The following is a 19,042-nucleotide window of genomic DNA, read 5'->3' on the forward strand; positions in this document are numbered from 1 at the left end:
ATAAATTCGATACAAGTTTCCGTTTGAGTCATCTTTTACTTTGTCAGATTACTACACGGAATGGCTTTTGACACAAAAACTATCCCATCTACAACTACTAATTTTTCTTGAAAACAAAAACCAACAGTTCAATAATTAACCACCCCAAAGTATATGTGGCTTAACATTGATCGTTTTTACAAACGTCAAAACGAGCAAAAAGAAAGGACGCTGTCGATGAAAATCCTTAAGGTGTTTACTTCCCATTTAATTTTACCTTTTGCGTTGCTAATTGCGCTGTCGTCAGTTGCTAACGCGGCATTATTAATTACAGACAACAACCAACTTATTGGCGCTGACGGTATCGAGGTAGACGGTAACTTTTTTGATGTGCGCTTCATCGATAGCACATGCGCAGATATTTTTGGTGTTTGCTCATCTGCTAACTTTACCTTTCAAGGGCAGGCAGAAGGTTTTCTAGCTGCTGCAGCTTTGCGAGATCAAATATTCAGCACAGTCATTGGAGCACCTTATGACATCGATCCTGAGCTTATTTTTGGTTGTACGAGCACTATCACCTGCCAAATACTGATACCAGTGAGCATTTTCGCTGGTAGTTTGTTAACCAGTGCAATTGTCAACAACTCCGATGGCGTGGGTATTACGGGTATCGGCTCAACGCGAACAGGCTCTACAGGTGAAAACTTAGCCAATAGTGCTAGTTTGGTTTATGCGTCGTTTACGCCCTCAACTGCGGTAAACGTGCCATCTTCTATTGGATTACTTGTCATTGCTTGTCTAGGTGTGTTGACGCGTCGTCGACCTACCTTTTCGCAACAACGTAAAACCCGTAGCTAAACCAATCCTTAAACTTCTCATAAAGGTTGGCCTCGTTCGTTTCCATTGCAATTAAGTCTTGAACCTCTTGAACACCAGGATGGCGCGCCGCGAACTCTGGCAGTCTCGACTGGGTAGGAATATAGTAATTCTCCTGCCAATCTGACGGAGGAAGTACTGAGTAGCCCAACAAATCATAACCAGCATCTTCCAGTTGTTTAATTTTGTCAGGCGAGGTGGCAATCTCTGGATATTCAGTTTCCCAATGCTGTCTAATTTCTTCTGGGGGATCGGGGTGTAGCCATGTTATTTCTGAAACTGCGAGTATTCCTCCCTTTTTCAGCAATGGCCGCCACAACTCAATCCCCTTCTTGAACCCTATATTGTAAATAGCGCCTTCAGACCAAATGACATCAAGAGAGTTTTCAGAAAACGGCAATGAGTCCATTGAAGCCTCAAGTGTTTTAATGTTTCCTGACAGCCCGTATTGCCCAGCTCGCTTTTCAAGTTCCGCTATAAACTCAGGAAACAAATCAACAGCAATTATCTCGGCATTTGGCAGGCTTCTAGCGAGCACCAGAGACGAAGCCCCCGTACCACAACCTATATCAGCAATCTTAAGCCGAGATGATGGATCACTTGAAGCTTGAGCCAATGCTCTTAAGGTTGCCTCTTCACTTCCGGGGCCCTGCCGCTCTCCGCCTAGGTGTAAATCAACCAATAGTGAAAATAGTAACTCTTGATTCATACGTAAATTACCTTTTTAGTAAAGACTAATCACCCATGCGTCAGAACAACTCTTGACCAAGTAACATGCTTTTTATGGGCAAACTTGCTCGGTCGGTCTTGCGAAGTTGCATGACAATTTAAGTTTATGGAATTTGCTAATTCCGAGATTTCCGCCAAAGACGTTGGAAAAACATACTTGCCAGCACCAGCGGGGCCATTTCTCAGTGAAATCGCACAACTACCGTCTTTGTGCAAAAGTGATTTTAATTTTCCAATTGCATCTGCACGTTGTTCTGGATGCAAATGATGCCATACACCATCAATCAGAATGAACGAGAAAGCATTCTCATATGCTGACAACTTAGTTAATGATGGCAGGGAATCTTGAAGCCAGTTGATAGAAGCGTTGGTGAAATTCGATTTTGCAACCTCTATAAAAGCTTGCAGTGGTTCAACCGCAACAACCTCATACCCTAGAGAAGCTAATGCGTTTGAGTTCTGTCCTACTCCTGATCCCAAGTCTAGTACAAGCGCAGGCGCAGCAGGTAAGAAAGGTAGAAACTCTTTGTTAATATGTTCAAAATCCAAATTCAAGCTGCTATCACAAAAAGAGGCTAAAGCCTCTTCGTAACCCAGTGTACCTTGAACAACATTCATTTAATCCATTCCTAAAAGCACTTTCAATACAATACGTATGAAGCATGTGACTCAATCCAAACACCTTGTTCTCTCTCGCTCCAAGTTTTTGACTCAGGTTCGAAATCACAAAGTTCAACATGCACCACGCCTTCTGCTAGCCACCAATAGCGATAAATAGGATGCAAACCATCACTCTAAAAATATGGCTATAAGTAAACATGCTACTTAAGTACGCTATAAACTATTAGTGCGGCACCTAACATCAACGCTACTGCACCGAACACGAGTCCAGTTTTATCAGTACCTTCAGGCGCTTTTGACGCATCTTCTGGGTCTACTGATTCATGATGCTGATTGAGAGCTATTTCATCTAACTCGTCTAGTAATATCGGTGCTTCAACACTTTCAACACTAGCCAGTTGCATGGTTAACTGTTCTGATGAGACTGAATCTCCAGGTTTAATAAGCATGTTTTGAATGATGCCATCCGCTGGAGCCACAACCTCTAAAACTACTTTGTCTGTTTCAATTTCAAATAGCATTTGATCTTTGGAAACTTCGAGGCCGTCGCTAACGAATATTTGCAGTATATTTGCTTCTGTCACTGAAGCAGGCAGCTGTGGAACTTTTATATCAATATTCATATACCATCCTTGGGTTACCAATCTCATTTAAAAGGCAAGCTGTTGACCTAGACAACCATAAAGGGGTTGTTAGGCACATTCAACTGCCTGTTATTTTCCGCAATATTGGCTCTAACGGACCTCGACCAAAATACTTTGCATAAGCCCCCACAAAAGTCATGGCTAAAAGAGCAATGACTATCGACATTGGAATTAATGCGGCAAGACCGATCTTATCAAACAAGCCCAGTCCATATGTGCCAAATACAAAACCAGCCAATACTCCTTGACCGACATAAGAAGACAAAGAGTTTCGCCCGGAAAGTACGAGCAAATGTGGAATATTTATCTTTCTTGAGATGTGAATAATGAAATACAGATAAATCAATGAGAAGGCTGGTGCACCGATAGCAATACCAACAAGCCCAAATAGTAATAAGATTCCATTAGAATCTGGAAAAACATTGCTAACAGCGGCCGCATAAAGAATGTTTGTAGGTATGGCAATAATTATCAAAAGCCAAAAACGCTTCTGAATAAAAATCAAACCGTCACTGTTCTCAGAGAAAAAGTCTGTTTTGGCCGCCGCCAACCCGCAAGCAAAAGCGCCCAAGGCTAATGGCCCTTGTAAAAAGACTAGGGCTACAAAGGTGACAGGCCAGTCATATACCCTGATCTCCGTGGCCTCAAGAAAAGTGCCACCAAGGTTTGGACTTGTTTTTTCAAAGGCTGTGGTATTTTGCTCCATCATCGCAGCATCTAGAAGTATTCCTGTAATAAACAGAACAAACATACTCACAAGCATCATGCAAACGGCGAACGTCAATAGCCTTCGAGGTGAGAAGTCTTTTATCATCCAGAGAACCACTCCCAGCAGTGCATATAAAAATAGAATATCCCCGCTAAACACGAGCAACGCATGGAACACACCTAAGATAGCTAACCCACCCATCCTCCGAAAATACCGCGACGAAACCGACGCCCCGTTTGACAATGCAGATTTTGACTGAATAGCCATTCCCCAACCAAAGATAAAGGAGAACAGAAGAAAACATTTAAACTGAAGAAAGCACGCAACAATAAATGCAGCTGAATGATCTAAAAAATTATCTGGCGGAACAAAACTGAATTCTTCGGGCAATGCCATAAAAGGCACATTGACAATACAAATGCCAATAAGCGCAGCCATCCTGATTACATCAACTTCGTGACTTCGACGTGAGTTACTCATAAACAGACCTCTCCTTGGAAAGTAATTTGAGCTAACTAATTTGCATATTTAAAAGGGCACCACTACCAAAACCTTCAGGTACCAAACCAATCCTTAATTGTTAAAAAAGTCATTTCGCAATGGCATTAATTGAGAAACAACAAGAGCTACCAGTGACCTGTGGTGTAACCTATTTCATCTCCATGCTTCGCAATATAATTGTAATGACCCGATTTATACTCGATGTCATATAGTTCATAGTAAGCGCCATCTTGAGTGATAACTGTCAAATCAAACTCCCAATGCGACTCAGGAGTGAAAAACCATAAGACGCTGTCGCTGGTGCCTATCGATTCAAATGGTGGGTTCTTAATCGACAATTCATGATTTTCAAAACGAATAATAACCTGCTCTATTGGCACATCAAACCAACTGAAAGCTAGCCTAAAAGTATATTTTTCACCATCGAGAAAGAAATGAAAAAAGAACACAAAAGCCAATGCTGATATAGCACCCGAAACAAACGAGCGTCGTTTAATGGAATCGAAGTTGGATATATTCATTGGAATATGTATTGCCGGACAGAAATAAGAGTCTTTTTTGGTACCAAATTATAAGTCTGTTTTATAAACCAGTTTTGTATCTGTTAGTTCGGTTAATGCTTGTTGTTTTGAAACCGGTGTAATAGTTGCACTTCCCGTCATTGTTGCAACTGTACCAATAAACATTGCGCTATCTAGTTTTGGAGTAATTCTGAGGAAATACTCTTCACCTGCATTAAAATTAGCAGAATATGATACGGGCCCAGGATACCAATTTGTTAAAAACTTTGACCCCTCTGCTTTAATATCGTGTGTGCCTGCGTCGAGAAACAATACAGCGTAACCATTATTCCGGAGTTCAAAAAGTTCATCTCCATCAACAAAAATCTCAGGCCATCCAGCAGAATTGAACATCAAACTGGGTCGATAGATGTAAACAGTTGCTTTGTTCACATGAGTGGCACTCACCTCCTCGAAGACGGGTCCTTTAGCGGCACAACCACTCAAAAAAGCGACAAAGACAAATAGTATCGTTAACTTGTTCATTGAGAAGCCTCCCCAGAAAAAACAAAAAATTGAAAAGAATAATCGGAATATTGCCAATCGTTTTTACCAAAACTTCCACCACGGACGTCTAGCTTGCTGTGCTATTTTGACTTCGGGCGCATCGCTTTGAGGCTCAACCCAAGATGATGTATCGACACTGTTAATGCCCATATCCATCGAAACTGAATTTTTGATTCTTGCACTATCACTCAGCCGTTTGCTGGCATAAAACTCAATAAGTTCATACGGTAACGCATCGGCTTGATAGAAAGTTAGTAATTCAATTGACTTAAATGCATGCTCGTCTCTAGAAAAACACTTTATGAACTCTTTTGCCTCTTCATCGGGGTCGTTTAAGTAGAAGACTTCTTGAGGGTCAAGCATCAAGTATGGGTACTCTAACCCTTCGAGGTCAGACATTGCTTTTTCCCAATACTGCAATCCGAGAGCCTCGTTTTTACAAAATGCAATCATTAGCGCTTTGCTGTTTTTGAGATTTTGGATTGCCTTTTCAACTTCAGTTACAGGTGCTTTATACGTAAATATTACTTTTTCACCCGCAGAGTTTTCCATCTCGTCATGGACGTCGACAAGATCCTCCTCTTCAAAACAAAAGAACCAAGGAACTGGTATTTTGTTTGCACCTGTTGAAAGCACTTTGAACTGAGCACCCTCAGCTTGAACTTCTGCAGAATTAGCCGTTTTCAGCGTGCAATTAACTAAATATGAATTGTTAGACATAAGTTACTTCCTTGAAACTGTTGGTCGAGTATGGGCGAAAAAAAATTATATGAAAATTCTACGACTTGATGACCAAGGCTTGTTAGTTCATCAAGAGCGTTTTGCCAATAAAGGACGAAACGTCATGACACATATAATCGCTGCATACACCCAAATAAAAGCATTAAAAAGTGTATATACCGTAACACCGCTCTGTAACAACAAAGTGGCGGTTACAAACAGTGAAAAAACAACAATGACACAGTTAGAGAGAAATATGCAAGCAACTGAAAACTTTAGGTAATCCTCCATCCAACTGGAGAATAGCAATAACAGAACAGAAAACGTGAAAAAGAACGTGGAGTATAATTCGAAGTCAGCATCGTACAGCAGGCCGAGTACGATGGTAAGCAGTGTGAACCCACCACCAAGCGCAAAAATTGTTGCTTTAAGTTCTGCCACAGATTTCTGAATCGTCACAAATTCGAAGGTCCTTGGCCACTTCATTCCATAAAAATCAAACAATCCGTTATCTCCTAAAATACGCTGTTAGTCATCCCAAAATAGCGCAGTTTCTTCAGAGCACACTTCGCTTTGCTAGAACTGATATCCAAGCTGAACCCATAACGCACTATCCACACCCGAATCGGTATCACCTGCAACAAACGAAAGACCAATATTAGTACCAGGCTGCTCAATGCCATTAAAGAAATAGTGATACCCGACACCTGCTCCATAAACGGCTTCATCGTCTTTGAATGCAACCCGATCACGCCCAACTACTCCTATATATGCCCCGAAACCATGTTGTGTATTCTCAGAATCAAACAAATCGGTTTTAATCCAACCGCCGCCGACACCACAGGTGGCTCCACCATTGTCTGAATAGCTCACACAACCAGCAGACAGATACTTAAGATCTGTACTTGAGCGGGACGCGACATTTACTCCCAACCCACTGTATAGAGTTCCAAGCCCTGCACCAAAAGAAAACTCTTCAGCAGAAGCGTGTGCTGAGAATACCAGCGGGAAGCATACAAAAGTGATTAGTCTAAGTTTTTTCATCAGTTTCCTTACTGTAATTAAATTTCAATACGTAAAATAAGTGAGAGGTAAACAACGCTCCATTAGTTGCGTTGGACCCTGCTTTTTAAAATTTTATCCATTACTTTTCAATGATTTTGTTAAGTCTGACACAGTCTGAATATAGGGTGTAACACAATATATCTTCGAATTGCTCTCTGCAACCACGGTTAATCAAACACTTAGTTACGCCCACTCTGCACTTTCAGGCAGTTCATAGCTACTGTATTCCATATGAATGATACGACGAGTGTTTGGTGTAGAAGCCTTACTCGACGCATGTATAAGAAGAGGGTGCATTATCAATAAATCGCCCGAGTTGCCCACACAATAGTGACTTTGCTGCGTGCTGCTACGACAAACAACATCTTCTTGAGGTAACACACCCAACAAGTGACTTTTAGGAATAACTCTCAAGCATCCATTACTTTGATTAGTAGCATCTAGATGAAGCCTTACAGTCAGCATTTTGGAAAACACTTCGGCGGGCGGTTGTGCGTGATTCACGCCGTCTTTGATACTCCAATTAAGCCAACCTGCGCATGCAATTCTTTTCGATACTGCCGTAGTTTTGTCTTGATGCCATGCAACCATCCAGTTTTGATTTTCTGTTTTGTTAAAGTAAATGGCTCTAGCTAACCTTGGTTCACCACCAATATGTGACGCGACCAATTTTAATACTTTTTCTGAGTTAGCAAAGGCGTTGATGACCTGTGACTTTTTCTCGATATTCCTTACGCCTCCAGAGCGCCCCGAATGATGTAACTTAGATACCGCCAGCCTCAGGTTCACGATATCCTCTTTGGTAGCGAAGTTTTCTACTATCTGATATCCATTTTCTGAGAACAAATGTTTAGTCCCGTGAATGAGTAAAAACAGTGAAGCGCTAGAAAGATAGACTAGCTAAATCGCATAATTGCGACCACAAACATAATGTATGCTCCCAATAGTCCAAGCCAGCCGATAATGAAACCAAAGTCCTCGCCATACGAGAAGTAAGATGAAAAGTCTTCAAAAAGTTCGCTGGCTGGTTTTGAGAAAACTATTAAACTGACGCTGAAACTCGGTTCCCAAAATAGATACCAAAAAGCCCTTGTAGACGATTTGAAGTCGAAAGATAAAAACATAACTGACAGCAGTAAGAACAACGCTATACCCAAAAGCTTGCCAGTACGCCATTTTTTGAAGTTATCACTCAGTGAGTACCCATACTCGTACTTTGAATAAAGGCAACAGAGAAGAATTGGCGAAACGTACAGTAACAATCCTCCCAATAAAGTAAGTGACCGCGTATCCATGGTTTAGTGCTCCTGCTGCTGAAACTTAGTCATGAGCTACACATTATCTGCCGTAGTCATTAACAATTCTTTTAACGTAAATGCCTTCCAATTTGCACACAGGGCAAGGGTTGTTCTGCTTTCGTTGGCAAAAGAATAAGAAGCGCATATCCATCCTTGATTTATAAGTTAGGGCGTAATAAGTGAAGCACCTTCGCTTCATTGGCTAACTAAATTCCACTGGACCTTTTCCAATGCTCAATTACACCATCAGCTTTTCCGAGCAGCATCATACTGCTAGATGATTCAACGATAATATAATTTAACTCCTCTTGCTGCTCAGGCTTATACGAGTACGAATAATTCAACACCAACTGGTTACCGTTCATTACCCATTTACCAGATATTTCGTGAAAATGACTTTCACCAAATCCGTTGGAAAAACCAAGCTCTGTGATATGGCAGGTAAAACTTCCAGACGACTCAAAAACACATGTTTTAGCGTCTTCGTAATCCTGCCCTTTTTCGATATGCAACCATTCTCCCACCAAAATTTTCTGTGGTGCGCTAGCACAAGCCAACAAGCATAGCTGAATAAGTAATACTGAAACTAATTTCATTCTGAAACAATCACTACCACTGGCTCGCTTTCTTTCCCTGATGCTGAAACAGCAGTGAGTTCCAATGTGAAACCGATAGTTTCAGGGCGAGACTCACCAAGATCGAACCAAACAAAATACATTTCGCGTTTACTGCGGTTGTAAGAGGTATAGGTTACCTCCTCTTTTGGAAGAACTTCTGAGAAGAATTCACTATCCAACACTTTGAATCGATAAGCAGTTTTGTTAGGTGAGTTACTCTCCTCAAATTTAATGACTATCATCCCAGCGTCAGAGCATGAGCCGCCATTTCCATCATCAGTCCCACGATGCACCGAAACGACAGATACAATAGGTTTCAATGGAATTACATTGCCATTTTGAACACTTGAAGGCCTGACAAAATCATAGCCTGGAGCAAAGCTACAAGCACAGGCATGACCGCAGAAGAACAAGGTGCAAAAAAGTAAGAATTTAATCTGCATGAGTACTCCACATTCCTGACACACCTCTAGTAAAAGCGTACCCACATCGTAAGAACATGCATTTGTTTTAATAGACGCCGAAACAATTACGTTAACTCCATACCCAATCATAATTCACAAGAATGGTATTGTGAAAAGGACCTCTTCATTGGGTACTAGCCATATCATTAACATCCCTATCATGCAGAATCCTACGCCAGTAGCCTTTGCGCTGTTACCAGTGAGTCTAGTTTTGTGACTCTTGATAAACTTAGTATTGTGCTCAGCGCCATTTGTGATACCCGCCTCGATATCAATTTTTCCCTCTACAACCACTTTCAATCCGAAGAAAATGATTAGTAGTCCACCTATGTCAGCGAATCCAATTTCCATTACTAGTACCTATAGCGCCGCTCTAACGGGCGAATGTGTATTTGAAGCCAGAAGCTCTTAGAGTGGTTCTGGCTATTCTCCTATCAACAACAATATCAAGGGGGTGTAAAGCATGATGTGTCTGGTCTATTCGCTACCAACACTCTTTCGCAGCTGTGCTTTACGTCTTAAATTACGCCTCATAGCCTCAACACTTGGGTATTTAGGTAAAACGAGCCACAAGACAATATAAACGAAAGTGGGAATGATAAAGAAAAAGCTGGTAAGTAAGAACGCGAGGCGAAGGCCATTCTTCCGCAATCCATAGTGAGCTGCTAAGCCAGAGCAAACACCTGCGATTACTCCTGATTCACCACGTGTAAGCACATTGGTATTCTCTAAATTTTGCATGCCCTCTCCTTCTGGCAACTCTCGCTGTAAAGCAATTAGTAATATTCCTATGACGGTACTAGCTGTTCGCTTGTCCCAATACATCAAACAATACGCGTCTTTGTTTGTAATTTAAAGCATAGTAGCTCGCCTACATAGCTATCACAAACTGCTCTTACTCATTAGAAACTAAAGCAAAGCGTTCCAAAAGCTTTTGCGCTTTACAAAACCCAAGAGTCAAAGGGTGAGCTTGATTACTGTCATTTATATAAAATAGCGCTGGAAAACCACTCACCTGAAAATGGCGAGTAATACTCAAATGTTCCTGAAGTTTTCGTTCAGTTTCGCTTGAATGCAACGTCTTGAGAAAATGCTGTTCGTCTAACCTCAATGACCGAGCGCATTCCATTAAGGTGGTTTCTAGCGAAGGGTTTTTAGCTTCACGGTAGTACGCAGTTTGAATAGCTTTAACCATATTTTGAGCACTTTCAAAGGCCAACGCTTCGGCCGATATGACAGCTCGACACGCTTTGTATGTAGAGCGATAAGGTGTATTTAACTCCCAATAGCTATGATTAAATGTTACTTGAGAAACCTCTTCTATTTGATACCAATAGGCGGCAATAGTGTTCTTAAGACTGTCTTGCATAGGCTCTGTTGTATCAGGAGCCAAACCACCCATTATCCATTCGACGTTGGCTGAGGGAAAGTGCTCTATAAATGCCTCAAACTCAGGTTGAAACCCATAGCACCATGCACACATAGGGTCCATAACATACAAAAAACGCATACTACTTAACTTTGATATATGTAAATTTGTTGCCGGTGGATAAGCTTTGATATGTCAACTCGAAGCGTGAAGTTGAGATAATTTTATACGCATCATAGTAATAAGCGTCATTTGGGTTTGCTTCCTGAAATTCGTCATCTTTGATCCAGCCTTGAAGCATAGTGAAATAAATACCACCAGATACTCCCCAAAGCCCAACCTCTCGTTTAGTTTGTATCAGTATACGTTCTTGATTGTAGATTTCGAAAGTACTCAGATAACGGCCATCATGAGCTCGTTCGATTGTAGTTTTTCGCAAGCCGCCGTCAGTTGTTGGCTGCTCCGAGTACCAACTCCCGATAAAGTTATTTCTTGCTGCTACTTTATCCTCGTTCAGCCAAGGTTTGATTTCAACAATTTCATCATTGGATGTTCTCGTATCGGTACAACCGAGCATAAGTACAGTAAATATGACTAAAGCTATCTTGAAATTCATAGCGGTATTAGTTTTTTGGAGAACGCTACGCAAAGGTGTTAAAACCAAAAGTGAAGTTAGTGAAGTCATGATCTTCTCTAGCCCAGAAGCGGTGTAAAGGGTTGGGACTTCAATATTTCGTTACATCGCATGCTGGTAACTCCTTTTAATAAAACGTCCTGTGAAAAATGCACTAACGACTGTAAATACATCAACTGCCATTAAAAAGGGCAATGTCAGCGACGGGCTTACTTCTCCAAACAAGACAAATAATACAATAACCCCTGAAGACCAATATATAAGGAACGTTAAAGCTAAATGCAGTGGTGGTTTGCAATTCTGCTTGGATGCAAAAACTGTTAAGACCATAAAACTTATTAAGAAGCCAGAAACTATCTAGGTCATCGCAAAATAGTCTGAACCAAAGAAGAATTTACCAGCAATAATTCCCACCAAAACGTTTGATAGAACTAACGCTAAAACACTGATGAAAATACCTTTGTAATTCATTTACTTCCTCAATACATCAGACAGTAACCAAACAATAGCATCTGGAGCTTCTTGGGTCGTCCACCTCGATTACTCGGAAATTGAGGGTTAAGCAATCTATTCTGCCTGGTTTCAAAACACATTCCTTCTTCATAAAACTACTAGTGCAAACTGCGAGTGACTAATGCGGTTTATTAGTGGTGTACCATGCCCTTAAGTCATCAATTTTAATTACCGACTTACCATCAAAATTGCTTATTACCGAGGGGGTTAAATGATCGAAGTGCTCAATATGCCAGTCTTTAATTAAAGCGCGTTCGTTATTTGGCAAACGTTCAATACTATATAAATTGAACACCTCCCAACCCTCTAATTGAGTGCGATGTATAGATACGATTGGATCTTTTTTATCGAATAGCTTCACAACATACTCTTGACAAGGATCAAATGGCTGTCCGCACCATTCGCCCAAAATCACGTGGGTATCAATTACTTTTTCATCGTAATGACCATCCAATACACTTTCGACATACAATTTAACGAACTGTATACCACAAGCATTAGACTGCTCTAATTTGAACGGTTTTAATCGAGGATTTTCACCGCCATCAATGTCTCGTTTTACAACTTCTTGCGACAATACCTTTGTGAGTAAAACTAACCTACTAGCGTGAACTTCAAAAACAGAAAATAGAAAAAGCGAAAAAAACAAAATTGACTTCATAGGCCAAAAATCCTTATGTAGCCAAAGTGAAATACTGAGCGAAGGAAAAATACAATGCTAACATGATGATTCACTCTCGTATTTCTTGTGCGCATTCACGATCCCCATTGGGTCATTAACATCCCAATCATCCAACAGAATAAACATAAGCGTCCCTCTTGTGTATCAATCTGTTAGGGGCAAAACAACCACATCTGCTATGGCATGATCGAATTCAGACGCAACTCCAAAGACAGACCTGCACTCAATTTGCGTATGTATAGTTTCACTAGTGCTGTGAACACTTTTCAGCGGCTGGTCGCACGTTCCCAATAGTTTTCCATTGTTTGAAAAGAGAGATATATGTAATCCAAATGATTGACCAATGAACCCAGCATCCATAAGGTTCGCGTACTTGATTCCCAATGTAACCGTATTATCGCTTATTGTATGGTTAACTATTTCTGGCAGTATAATTTTTGCAGCCGTATTGAATTCGGTTGAGGTCATTTCACGAATGCTATTTCTGTATTCATTTTCGGCAGTGGCTAAAAGGCGAGACACTGAAACAAAATATATAGCAGAGGTAGCAACTGCAAAACCGCAGCCCCATAAAAAGCCTTTGTATAGTTCCTTTAGATTACTCAAATTGACCTTTCCCCCCAAAATAACACCATGACATTGATGAGATTTCCAATACACTGGAGACAATGGAGATCTCAACATGAAGAAACGTTACAGCGAAGAGCAAATCATCAAGGCAATCAAGCAGCATGAAGCTGGAGCCAAGGTAGACGATATATGCCGTGATATGCGCATATCGTCCGGTACGTTTTATAACTGGCGAAGTAAATATGCAGGCATGGAAGTCAACGAAGCTAAGCGGCTCAAAGAATTAGAGTCAGAGAACAGTAAATTGAAAAAGATGCTGGCAGACAAGCTTCTGGAAGTTGAGGCAATGAAGGATGTGCTTTCAAAAAAGTGGTGACGCCAGCAGCAAGAAAGCCTGTAGCCCGCTATTTAATTGATGTATTTAAGCTCAGCGAACGGGTGGCTTGTAGGCTTGCTGGTGTTAGTAGAACAGGATTTCGCTACTGCCAAAAAGGTAAAGCTGATGACGCTGTTCGTTCACGTCTGAAAGTGCTGGCGTCGCAGTATCCGCGATATGGCTATTTGATGCTTCATGGCTTACTCAAAGGCGAAGGTTTAGTTGTTAACCGCAAGCATACCTACCGCCTCTATACCGAGGAAGCGCTGCAAGTACGCACTAAGAAGCGTAAAAAGCTAACACGGCCGAGGCAACCTATAGAGGTACCTTCAGCACCGAATCAACGCTGGTCTATGGATTTTGTATCAGACCAACTAAGCAGCGGTAGGCGCTTCCGCGTTCTGAACGTGGTTGATGATTTCTCAAGAGAAATGGTTGGTCAACTTGTATCAGTGTCGATTAGCGGACGACAGGTAGCTCGTTTTCTAAGCCAACTGATAGAGCTACGGGAAAAGCCTAAAAAGGTGATATGCGACAACGGTACAGAATTCACCAGCAAGGCGATGTTCTTCTGGAGCAAAGAAACAGGTATTGAACTTGGTTTTATCCAGCCAGGTAAACCGACACAGAATGCATTTGTTGAGAGCCTAAACGGTAAATTCAGAAACGAATGCCTGAATCAGCACTGGTTCAGAACCTTAGATGAAGCAAGATACGAAATTGATCTATGGCGTGAACACTATAATAACGTTCGACCACATAGCTCACTGAATTATCTGCCGCCTGTTGAGTATGCAAAACGGGTAGCATAATATGAAAAATCTCATCGGAAGATTGGTGCTAATTCAGGGGAAAGGTCAAAATTTGTATTCCTGTCTGGTGTATAACACTCAGCTAAGTTTGAAAAGCGCGGTACGCGATGAACAAAGCCACATTGCGATTCTATCTTGGATTGTTGCCTTAGCACATCGTTAGTACTTATCACTCAACAACGAAGTCAAATTTAGCAATAAACACTAGGCTTTGATAATCAGGGTGTGTTTTTGTAAAGAACAGCCATTTTTCTACAGCTTTTTGCAATTCTAGCCCAAATGCGTTTTGTGAAGACTCAATGATGACAATGTCTGCTGGGATAAGCGCTTTCCCATTACTAGATGGTTTTTCTATTAAGCGATATTCGACTATTGCGCAACCTGACGGCATTGAAGATGACAGAGAGTCAGGATACTTTGGGCTAACCTTTAACACTGGATTACCGATAGTGTGAGTTTTAAACTCAGATACATCTGAACATGCTCTCGCGAATGAATGTGTAGTTAGCAGTAGAGCAGTTAAAATAAGAAATATTTTCAATTCTTCCCCCTTGAACAACGACACTAAACTAAGAGACTAAATATCTAAATACGTAGGCACTAGCGTCTCTAGCTCCTGAACCAATTCAGGGTCCATATATCGATAATTGTCTGGGATATCTAATACATAAATGGGTTTATGATCAAGCAATCGACTGAATTCAGCCTTAAGTCGACTTTTATGTTTAGACTCCATAGCAAATATCACATCAGCCCAGCGAATATCTGCTTGGCTGACTGTTTTTCTGGCTTTTGGACTAGTACCCGCCGACTTAGCATTAAAATAGGCATGCTTTCGCCATATCGTTTCTGCCGTAGGACTGCGCCACTGATTTCGGCTACATATAAATAATAAGTTTTTCATTTATTTTCGCTAATTATGGAGTTAAAAGTAGCGGATATATCATAGTGCCTAAAACTAAACGAGGAGACCAAGGTCCAATACGAGAATAACGAAGCTGTAATTTGTTTACGCACCAGTTTGAAAGCTTGATCAGTACGTTAAACAGCCATTTTCTCATAGTCTTCAATCCATATTTTTTCTATCCAAGCACCCGTTCCATTTGACAAAATCTGTGTCGCAAGTTTTGACGGAGACTGATGAATGAACCAATCTTTAACCGAATCTAGTGATTTTGATAACGTGGCTAAATATCGTTTTACTTCATCTTCATTCTTATCTGAGTATGTGAAAACTTCAAAATCATAATGTAGGTTTGTAGATGTATATTTGATGTCTAACCCAAAGAAGCCTCTATTTACTTCAGTTGGTTTAATCTTTAATGGATAAGAAAACACCTCAGTATCTAATTCTTCAGGTACTGTTTCATCCGTGTTCCGTAAAAAAGAGTGGCGGCAGCACAGCACGTGGGCAATGCCACCGGAAACTGCCATTCTGCCCCCAAGCCGTAATAAGGCTACAGTATGCATTTCGTTTTTGAAGTAAACGCTCAAGCCACTCTGCTGGAATCCAGATTTACTTACGATTTCTTCTTTGAAGAGTGCTTCGAACTGAGATTTTTCCATGATTATCAAACACTAAGCTTAGGGACAAAAGCCCAACGTGGGAATAGCAAAGCCACATTGTGTTTTGTTATGCATTCTCCACACCACGACACCTGAAGTTGATTAAGTAGATGATGAATGCGTCCGCGGTCAGGTGAATGACGCTGGCAAGCAAAGAGCCTATTCCAGCACCATTAGAAAGCTTAGCTAAGAAGCGATTCTCTGATGACGCCATTGCATACAGTTGATTGGTTGCGCTAGCCAGTAATTCGTACTCATTGTAGATAGCGGAGAGGTTAACAAGAGCGAAAGCACCAAACAGTCCGATAATGACTTTTCGCTTTGTCTCGGTCCAAATAGTTTTAGAAGAAAAAATCCAACCGATTAGGAACACGCATGCCGTGACATAGAAGTTCCAAAGAAACCCAACTTGTTCCCTGATCGTTAAAATTGCCATTACTAAGTTTGATTCGTTCATGTACGTTCCTTGTTAATTACTGGATGCATAATACTCCAATAAGAGATAATTGCTTCAAGCGCTAAAAACAGAGCTAGAATGAGCCTTGCCCCAGTGTTCCGCTTAACGAGTTCCAATTTAATGTTTTTTAGGCACTTTTGTATTCGCTTACTAGGCTAAAGAACAAATCAACAGATTTATCATGCTGTGCTTTTGTTACGCTGTAATCACTAATATTCCAATTTTTAAGCTCTGCTGATTCACCCAACGAAACGGCTAGCAATATTTCTGGGTAACCTATAGTTAGCTTCTCAAAACCAAATTTATTGGCCACCCAATTGTGAAATTCCGCAAACTCTGGAGTGCCAACATTAGGAATGTTTGCTTTATGCATAGCTAGCGCATAACCATCGAGGAAACAACGAACATGAGATAAGGTTCTCTTTCCCGTATACATTTCAGTTCGCTTACTAATCTTTTCAATCAAGTCGTAAATATTGTAATTCATGCTGATACTAGAAAATACCTGAGGCTCTGCTAAGGGCTGATTGACTGTCGGCTATACTTGCGCGATTGCGAACGAACTTGAGCAAATTGTTAGGTGCAATCATTTGTACTAAGCCAAACCATAGCACTGTAAACTGGTTTGCCATTGCTTTTTCTTATTGTGAATTTCTCATAGCTAGCTGAGACTACACGTTCACATCTTGATTCTAGCGCCGCATTTATTCTGGTCACAAGACTAGATGCCATTAATGCCTCTTGAAACGGAATCCTTAAAGCTATGACTTTAGGATTATGCACATTACCCGCTGAATTCAATGCTTCATTGTGTAATTGAGGGTAATTTGTTTTTAAAAACTCGTGAATTTCCTTTTGAAAAGTAACATCATCCTCATTAGGAAAAACACGAAAGTACTTGACCCAAACCTCTTTAGGAACACTTTTAATTGATGTTAAAAGTGGTTCACCTTCATGATGTATACCTGAAATTGTTGCCCAACCATGATCGCTTAGATATACATCCCAACCTAATTCATCTCCCATTACATTGGGAGATAAAATAAACAAAATAGTGAGCAAGATTTTAGACATTCTCTATGTACCCCTAAGGGCATAAGTGGAATGCGCAAATGACGAAGCCGCAGCGAGTAGGTATCCCAGCGGATGTAACGTGTGATTCAATCGGTTTATTAAACATCGTGACTTCCCTGACTAAGTTTGTTTATCCTTACAGGCCCTTTGTGTAAACCAAACACAACTGAAAAATGGTTTGAGCGATTGTTAAAGACTAATAAATAGCCTGTATCCAATGGCTCATCGTACTCTCCTAGCTTGCCATAATGATTTAGAAACCAAAGTAACTTATTCGCTCTCTGTTTTTCATTGCTGTTATGCTTTGATGTTAAGTAATTCAAATAACAGATTGAATTCCCTACAAAACCAATACTAATTCGCGTGATATCACTTTCTGCAGCGTATTCTAAATCGACGTCTTCGCTAGGGTTTGAAACTGTTACCACTTCAGCGAAAGTTGATAGTTTTTCAAACACAGTATCGCGTGATTCGTCTAACTCGAAAATTGGAAAATCAGGTTCAAAGTTTTTTGTTTTGAAGAAGCCAAACATCGAAGCCACCCAACAACAAACACTGTGGCTGAAAACCAATCACAGCCTTCCATTCTAAATACTTGATTTTTTTGAAAATTCAACCAACCTTCTCTTAGTTTCGTCATCAATTTCATCAGAGAAATTATACTTTATAGATTCGACATATTCTCCAGACACCTCTGCCAAAACTACAACAAAATCTCTATCACCACTTACAAACATATCCAAAAGTGATTTGCTTATTGGGTCATTCACATCGACCGAAGATAACGTTAGATTTAGTGCTTCACCTGGAGCAATTATTAATTTACTAACCGAATTAGGGCGTAGATTTAGAACAATGTTACCATCCGCGGGCTTTTGAATTGCCGCGGACCCGATAGGAAGCAAAGAACTAGGAACTCCTCCTGCATTAAATATCGTAACTTCAAACTTCCAAATCACGGAATTTGAGACCTCATCTTCAAGATTTAATGCCGCTTCTACATCACTTTTAAAAGACGAAAATTCGCTTGCAGCTAATTTAAGACCACTAATATCTTCTTTTATAGTTGTTAAAACCAACTCTTTGGTTGCGTTAGTTTCCAATCTTGCTGCAATCATCAAGCTTCCACGCAATGACTCTCTAACACCCGGTGTGCTCAAATATTCATCATCTACTTCAACATGCTCATCCTGCTCAAGATGTTGGTCAACAAATTCCCCTAAATTCAAATCACTTGTGAGATGTCTAGCTGAGAAAATGATTCTTTTTGTCCTAATACTTAATAGAGAGGCCTTGCTTTCTGCTGAAAGATCATCCCATACTCTTTGTGCGTCACTGTCGTCACTGTTATCTCGATCCAGTTGATCTAGCGCATATTGCATCTCAAGTGCCGAAGACTCGATGTTTCTTATTTCCTCAAGTAACTCAGAAAATCTCTCTTTGGAAACAAAGCCCTCCAATGTTGGAAAATACTTAGCCTTACTGCTTCTAGCCTGCAGATCTGCTGAAATTCTTATCTCAGCATCATTAGCTTGCGGATACTCATACCTAATGTCTCTGACTAACACCGAAAGGTCTGCTTTGGTTACTTCCTTATTCCAAGCACTGCTAAAATATCCGCCGAAAATGAAAGCTAACATTGACACTAAGATAGCTATAATTGAAAGAATTTTTTCCATACCTTGCCTCCTAATTATTA

General features: G+C 40.7%; 28 protein-coding genes. 3 read left to right on the forward strand and 25 right to left on the reverse strand.

What is annotated here, in order from left to right; translation table 11 throughout:
• Positions 1-216 precede the first annotated feature (216 nt).
• Entirely contained in the window at positions 217-837 is a 621-nt protein-coding gene (locus EYS00_RS03555; RefSeq protein ID WP_130635195.1) for a hypothetical protein, read from the forward strand.
• Here the strand turns inward: EYS00_RS03555 and EYS00_RS03560 are convergent.
• The 7 genes from EYS00_RS03560 to EYS00_RS03590 form a co-directional block, all read right to left on the reverse strand.
• Positions 803-1,564: a class I SAM-dependent methyltransferase gene (locus EYS00_RS03560; RefSeq protein WP_130635196.1), complete on the reverse strand. Its 762-nt coding sequence runs from the start codon at positions 1,562-1,564 to the stop codon at positions 803-805. The genes EYS00_RS03555 and EYS00_RS03560 overlap by 35 nt on opposite strands.
• Before the next feature lie 29 nt (positions 1,565-1,593).
• Positions 1,594-2,202: a bifunctional 2-polyprenyl-6-hydroxyphenol methylase/3-demethylubiquinol 3-O-methyltransferase UbiG gene (locus tag EYS00_RS03565; RefSeq protein ID WP_130635197.1), complete on the reverse strand. Its 609-nt coding sequence runs from the start codon at positions 2,200-2,202 to the stop codon at positions 1,594-1,596.
• 203 nt (positions 2,203-2,405) lie between these two features.
• The gene (locus EYS00_RS03570) at positions 2,406-2,828 is read right to left on the reverse strand and encodes a biotin/lipoyl-containing protein (RefSeq protein WP_130635198.1); all 423 of its coding nucleotides are present in this window, start codon (positions 2,826-2,828) and stop codon (positions 2,406-2,408) included.
• Between the two features lie 79 nt (positions 2,829-2,907).
• Entirely contained in the window at positions 2,908-4,038 is a 1,131-nt protein-coding gene (locus EYS00_RS03575) for a DUF418 domain-containing protein (protein ID WP_130635199.1), read from the reverse strand.
• Positions 4,039-4,184: 146 nt separating this feature from the next.
• Positions 4,185-4,580 carry a hypothetical protein gene (locus EYS00_RS03580; RefSeq protein ID WP_130635200.1) on the reverse strand — a complete coding sequence of 132 codons (396 nt, stop codon included), beginning with the start codon at positions 4,578-4,580 and terminating at the stop codon, positions 4,185-4,187.
• 48 nt (positions 4,581-4,628) lie between these two features.
• Positions 4,629-5,105, reverse strand: coding sequence for a DUF2846 domain-containing protein (locus tag EYS00_RS03585; RefSeq protein ID WP_130635201.1), 477 nt, complete (start codon positions 5,103-5,105; stop codon positions 4,629-4,631).
• Positions 5,106-5,168: 63 nt separating this feature from the next.
• Positions 5,169-5,846 carry a hypothetical protein gene (locus EYS00_RS03590; RefSeq protein ID WP_130635202.1) on the reverse strand — a complete coding sequence of 226 codons (678 nt, stop codon included), beginning with the start codon at positions 5,844-5,846 and terminating at the stop codon, positions 5,169-5,171.
• 49 nt (positions 5,847-5,895) lie between these two features.
• Between EYS00_RS03590 and EYS00_RS03595 the strand changes: the two genes are divergently transcribed.
• Positions 5,896-6,129 (forward strand): hypothetical protein, encoded by a 234-nt coding sequence (locus tag EYS00_RS03595; RefSeq protein WP_130635203.1) that lies wholly within the window; start codon positions 5,896-5,898, stop codon positions 6,127-6,129.
• A 293-nt stretch (positions 6,130-6,422) separates the two neighbouring features.
• Here the strand turns inward: EYS00_RS03595 and EYS00_RS03600 are convergent, their stop codons facing one another.
• The 10 genes from EYS00_RS03600 to EYS00_RS03645 form a co-directional block, all read right to left on the reverse strand.
• Positions 6,423-6,890 carry a hypothetical protein gene (locus EYS00_RS03600; RefSeq protein ID WP_130635204.1) on the reverse strand — a complete coding sequence of 156 codons (468 nt, stop codon included), beginning with the start codon at positions 6,888-6,890 and terminating at the stop codon, positions 6,423-6,425.
• A 204-nt stretch (positions 6,891-7,094) separates the two neighbouring features.
• Positions 7,095-7,757 (reverse strand): phytanoyl-CoA dioxygenase family protein, encoded by a 663-nt coding sequence (locus tag EYS00_RS03605; protein WP_130635205.1) that lies wholly within the window; start codon positions 7,755-7,757, stop codon positions 7,095-7,097.
• A 658-nt stretch (positions 7,758-8,415) separates the two neighbouring features.
• Positions 8,416-8,805: a hypothetical protein gene (locus EYS00_RS03610; RefSeq protein ID WP_130635206.1), complete on the reverse strand. Its 390-nt coding sequence runs from the start codon at positions 8,803-8,805 to the stop codon at positions 8,416-8,418.
• Positions 8,802-9,269, reverse strand: coding sequence for a hypothetical protein (locus EYS00_RS03615; protein ID WP_130635207.1), 468 nt, complete (start codon positions 9,267-9,269; stop codon positions 8,802-8,804). The genes EYS00_RS03610 and EYS00_RS03615 overlap by 4 nt, the downstream gene beginning before the upstream one ends.
• 114 nt (positions 9,270-9,383) lie before the next feature.
• Positions 9,384-9,641 carry a hypothetical protein gene (locus EYS00_RS03620; protein WP_130635208.1) on the reverse strand — a complete coding sequence of 86 codons (258 nt, stop codon included), beginning with the start codon at positions 9,639-9,641 and terminating at the stop codon, positions 9,384-9,386.
• A gap of 126 nt (positions 9,642-9,767) precedes the next feature.
• On the reverse strand, positions 9,768-10,031 hold the full coding sequence (locus tag EYS00_RS03625; protein ID WP_130635209.1) for a PspC domain-containing protein: 264 nt from the start codon (positions 10,029-10,031) through the stop codon (positions 9,768-9,770).
• A 154-nt stretch (positions 10,032-10,185) separates the two neighbouring features.
• The gene (locus EYS00_RS03630) at positions 10,186-10,800 is read right to left on the reverse strand and encodes a DsbA family protein (RefSeq protein WP_165399293.1); all 615 of its coding nucleotides are present in this window, start codon (positions 10,798-10,800) and stop codon (positions 10,186-10,188) included.
• Position 10,801: 1 nt separating this feature from the next.
• Entirely contained in the window at positions 10,802-11,275 is a 474-nt protein-coding gene (locus EYS00_RS03635) for a hypothetical protein (protein ID WP_130635210.1), read from the reverse strand.
• Between the two features lie 649 nt (positions 11,276-11,924).
• Positions 11,925-12,467 carry a hypothetical protein gene (locus tag EYS00_RS03640; protein WP_130635211.1) on the reverse strand — a complete coding sequence of 181 codons (543 nt, stop codon included), beginning with the start codon at positions 12,465-12,467 and terminating at the stop codon, positions 11,925-11,927.
• A gap of 165 nt (positions 12,468-12,632) precedes the next feature.
• Positions 12,633-13,172, reverse strand: a complete 540-nt coding sequence (locus EYS00_RS03645) for a hypothetical protein (protein WP_130635212.1) — start codon at positions 13,170-13,172, stop codon at positions 12,633-12,635.
• On the opposite strand from EYS00_RS03645, the gene EYS00_RS03650 reads away from it, so the two are divergent.
• A protein-coding gene (locus EYS00_RS03650; protein ID WP_130635213.1) for an IS3 family transposase occupies positions 13,171-14,246 on the forward strand; the annotation gives its coding sequence in 2 pieces (ribosomal slippage) (positions 13,171-13,420 and positions 13,420-14,246; 1,077 coding nt in all). The genes EYS00_RS03645 and EYS00_RS03650 overlap by 2 nt on opposite strands.
• A 169-nt stretch (positions 14,247-14,415) precedes the next feature.
• Here EYS00_RS03650 and EYS00_RS03655 read toward each other — a convergent pair.
• From EYS00_RS03655 to EYS00_RS03690, 8 genes are all read right to left on the reverse strand, one after another.
• Complete coding sequence (locus EYS00_RS03655) at positions 14,416-14,787, reverse strand: hypothetical protein (RefSeq protein ID WP_130635214.1); 372 nt, start codon at positions 14,785-14,787, stop codon at positions 14,416-14,418.
• 36 nt (positions 14,788-14,823) lie between these two features.
• Entirely contained in the window at positions 14,824-15,150 is a 327-nt protein-coding gene (locus EYS00_RS03660; protein ID WP_130635215.1) for a low molecular weight protein tyrosine phosphatase family protein, read from the reverse strand.
• A gap of 137 nt (positions 15,151-15,287) precedes the next feature.
• Positions 15,288-15,812, reverse strand: a complete 525-nt coding sequence (locus EYS00_RS03665; protein ID WP_130635216.1) for a hypothetical protein — start codon at positions 15,810-15,812, stop codon at positions 15,288-15,290.
• Positions 15,813-15,879: 67 nt separating this feature from the next.
• Entirely contained in the window at positions 15,880-16,269 is a 390-nt protein-coding gene (locus EYS00_RS03670; RefSeq protein WP_130635217.1) for a hypothetical protein, read from the reverse strand.
• Between the two features lie 127 nt (positions 16,270-16,396).
• Positions 16,397-16,756, reverse strand: coding sequence for a hypothetical protein (locus EYS00_RS03675; RefSeq protein WP_130635218.1), 360 nt, complete (start codon positions 16,754-16,756; stop codon positions 16,397-16,399).
• Between the two features lie 89 nt (positions 16,757-16,845).
• Complete coding sequence (locus EYS00_RS03680) at positions 16,846-17,343, reverse strand: hypothetical protein (protein ID WP_130635219.1); 498 nt, start codon at positions 17,341-17,343, stop codon at positions 16,846-16,848.
• 98 nt (positions 17,344-17,441) lie between these two features.
• Positions 17,442-17,876 (reverse strand): hypothetical protein, encoded by a 435-nt coding sequence (locus tag EYS00_RS03685; RefSeq protein WP_130635220.1) that lies wholly within the window; start codon positions 17,874-17,876, stop codon positions 17,442-17,444.
• 54 nt (positions 17,877-17,930) lie between these two features.
• Positions 17,931-19,022 carry a hypothetical protein gene (locus EYS00_RS03690; protein WP_130635221.1) on the reverse strand — a complete coding sequence of 364 codons (1,092 nt, stop codon included), beginning with the start codon at positions 19,020-19,022 and terminating at the stop codon, positions 17,931-17,933.
• Positions 19,023-19,042 lie beyond the last annotated feature (20 nt).

The organism is Alteromonas sp. KUL49 (assembly GCF_006538345.1).
Lineage (GTDB): Bacteria > Pseudomonadota > Gammaproteobacteria > Enterobacterales > Alteromonadaceae > Alteromonas.

What these genes read in the sequence shown, in the direction of transcription:
- EYS00_RS03555 (WP_130635195.1), top strand. Translation starts at nt 217, where the DNA reads ATGAAAATCCTTAAGGTGTTTACTTCCCATTTAATTTTACCTTTTGCG.
- EYS00_RS03560 (WP_130635196.1), bottom strand. Translation starts at nt 1,564, where the DNA reads ATGAATCAAGAGTTACTATTTTCACTATTGGTTGATTTACACCTAGGC.
- EYS00_RS03565 (WP_130635197.1), bottom strand. Translation starts at nt 2,202, where the DNA reads ATGAATGTTGTTCAAGGTACACTGGGTTACGAAGAGGCTTTAGCCTCT.
- EYS00_RS03570 (WP_130635198.1), bottom strand. Translation starts at nt 2,828, where the DNA reads ATGAATATTGATATAAAAGTTCCACAGCTGCCTGCTTCAGTGACAGAA.
- EYS00_RS03575 (WP_130635199.1), bottom strand. Translation starts at nt 4,038, where the DNA reads ATGAGTAACTCACGTCGAAGTCACGAAGTTGATGTAATCAGGATGGCT.
- EYS00_RS03580 (WP_130635200.1), bottom strand. Translation starts at nt 4,580, where the DNA reads ATGAATATATCCAACTTCGATTCCATTAAACGACGCTCGTTTGTTTCG.
- EYS00_RS03585 (WP_130635201.1), bottom strand. Translation starts at nt 5,105, where the DNA reads ATGAACAAGTTAACGATACTATTTGTCTTTGTCGCTTTTTTGAGTGGT.
- EYS00_RS03590 (WP_130635202.1), bottom strand. Translation starts at nt 5,846, where the DNA reads ATGTCTAACAATTCATATTTAGTTAATTGCACGCTGAAAACGGCTAAT.
- EYS00_RS03595 (WP_130635203.1), top strand. Translation starts at nt 5,896, where the DNA reads ATGAAAATTCTACGACTTGATGACCAAGGCTTGTTAGTTCATCAAGAG.
- EYS00_RS03600 (WP_130635204.1), bottom strand. Translation starts at nt 6,890, where the DNA reads ATGAAAAAACTTAGACTAATCACTTTTGTATGCTTCCCGCTGGTATTC.
- EYS00_RS03610 (WP_130635206.1), bottom strand. Translation starts at nt 8,805, where the DNA reads ATGAAATTAGTTTCAGTATTACTTATTCAGCTATGCTTGTTGGCTTGT.
- EYS00_RS03615 (WP_130635207.1), bottom strand. Translation starts at nt 9,269, where the DNA reads ATGCAGATTAAATTCTTACTTTTTTGCACCTTGTTCTTCTGCGGTCAT.
- EYS00_RS03620 (WP_130635208.1), bottom strand. Translation starts at nt 9,641, where the DNA reads ATGGAAATTGGATTCGCTGACATAGGTGGACTACTAATCATTTTCTTC.
- EYS00_RS03625 (WP_130635209.1), bottom strand. Translation starts at nt 10,031, where the DNA reads ATGCAAAATTTAGAGAATACCAATGTGCTTACACGTGGTGAATCAGGA.
- EYS00_RS03630 (WP_165399293.1), bottom strand. Translation starts at nt 10,800, where the DNA reads ATGCGTTTTTTGTATGTTATGGACCCTATGTGTGCATGGTGCTATGGG.
- EYS00_RS03635 (WP_130635210.1), bottom strand. Translation starts at nt 11,275, where the DNA reads ATGAATTTCAAGATAGCTTTAGTCATATTTACTGTACTTATGCTCGGT.
- EYS00_RS03640 (WP_130635211.1), bottom strand. Translation starts at nt 12,467, where the DNA reads ATGAAGTCAATTTTGTTTTTTTCGCTTTTTCTATTTTCTGTTTTTGAA.
- EYS00_RS03645 (WP_130635212.1), bottom strand. Translation starts at nt 13,172, where the DNA reads ATGTTGAGATCTCCATTGTCTCCAGTGTATTGGAAATCTCATCAATGT.
- EYS00_RS03660 (WP_130635215.1), bottom strand. Translation starts at nt 15,150, where the DNA reads ATGAAAAACTTATTATTTATATGTAGCCGAAATCAGTGGCGCAGTCCT.
- EYS00_RS03665 (WP_130635216.1), bottom strand. Translation starts at nt 15,812, where the DNA reads ATGGAAAAATCTCAGTTCGAAGCACTCTTCAAAGAAGAAATCGTAAGT.
- EYS00_RS03670 (WP_130635217.1), bottom strand. Translation starts at nt 16,269, where the DNA reads ATGAACGAATCAAACTTAGTAATGGCAATTTTAACGATCAGGGAACAA.
- EYS00_RS03675 (WP_130635218.1), bottom strand. Translation starts at nt 16,756, where the DNA reads ATGAATTACAATATTTACGACTTGATTGAAAAGATTAGTAAGCGAACT.
- EYS00_RS03680 (WP_130635219.1), bottom strand. Translation starts at nt 17,343, where the DNA reads ATGTCTAAAATCTTGCTCACTATTTTGTTTATTTTATCTCCCAATGTA.
- EYS00_RS03685 (WP_130635220.1), bottom strand. Translation starts at nt 17,876, where the DNA reads ATGTTTGGCTTCTTCAAAACAAAAAACTTTGAACCTGATTTTCCAATT.
- EYS00_RS03690 (WP_130635221.1), bottom strand. Translation starts at nt 19,022, where the DNA reads ATGGAAAAAATTCTTTCAATTATAGCTATCTTAGTGTCAATGTTAGCT.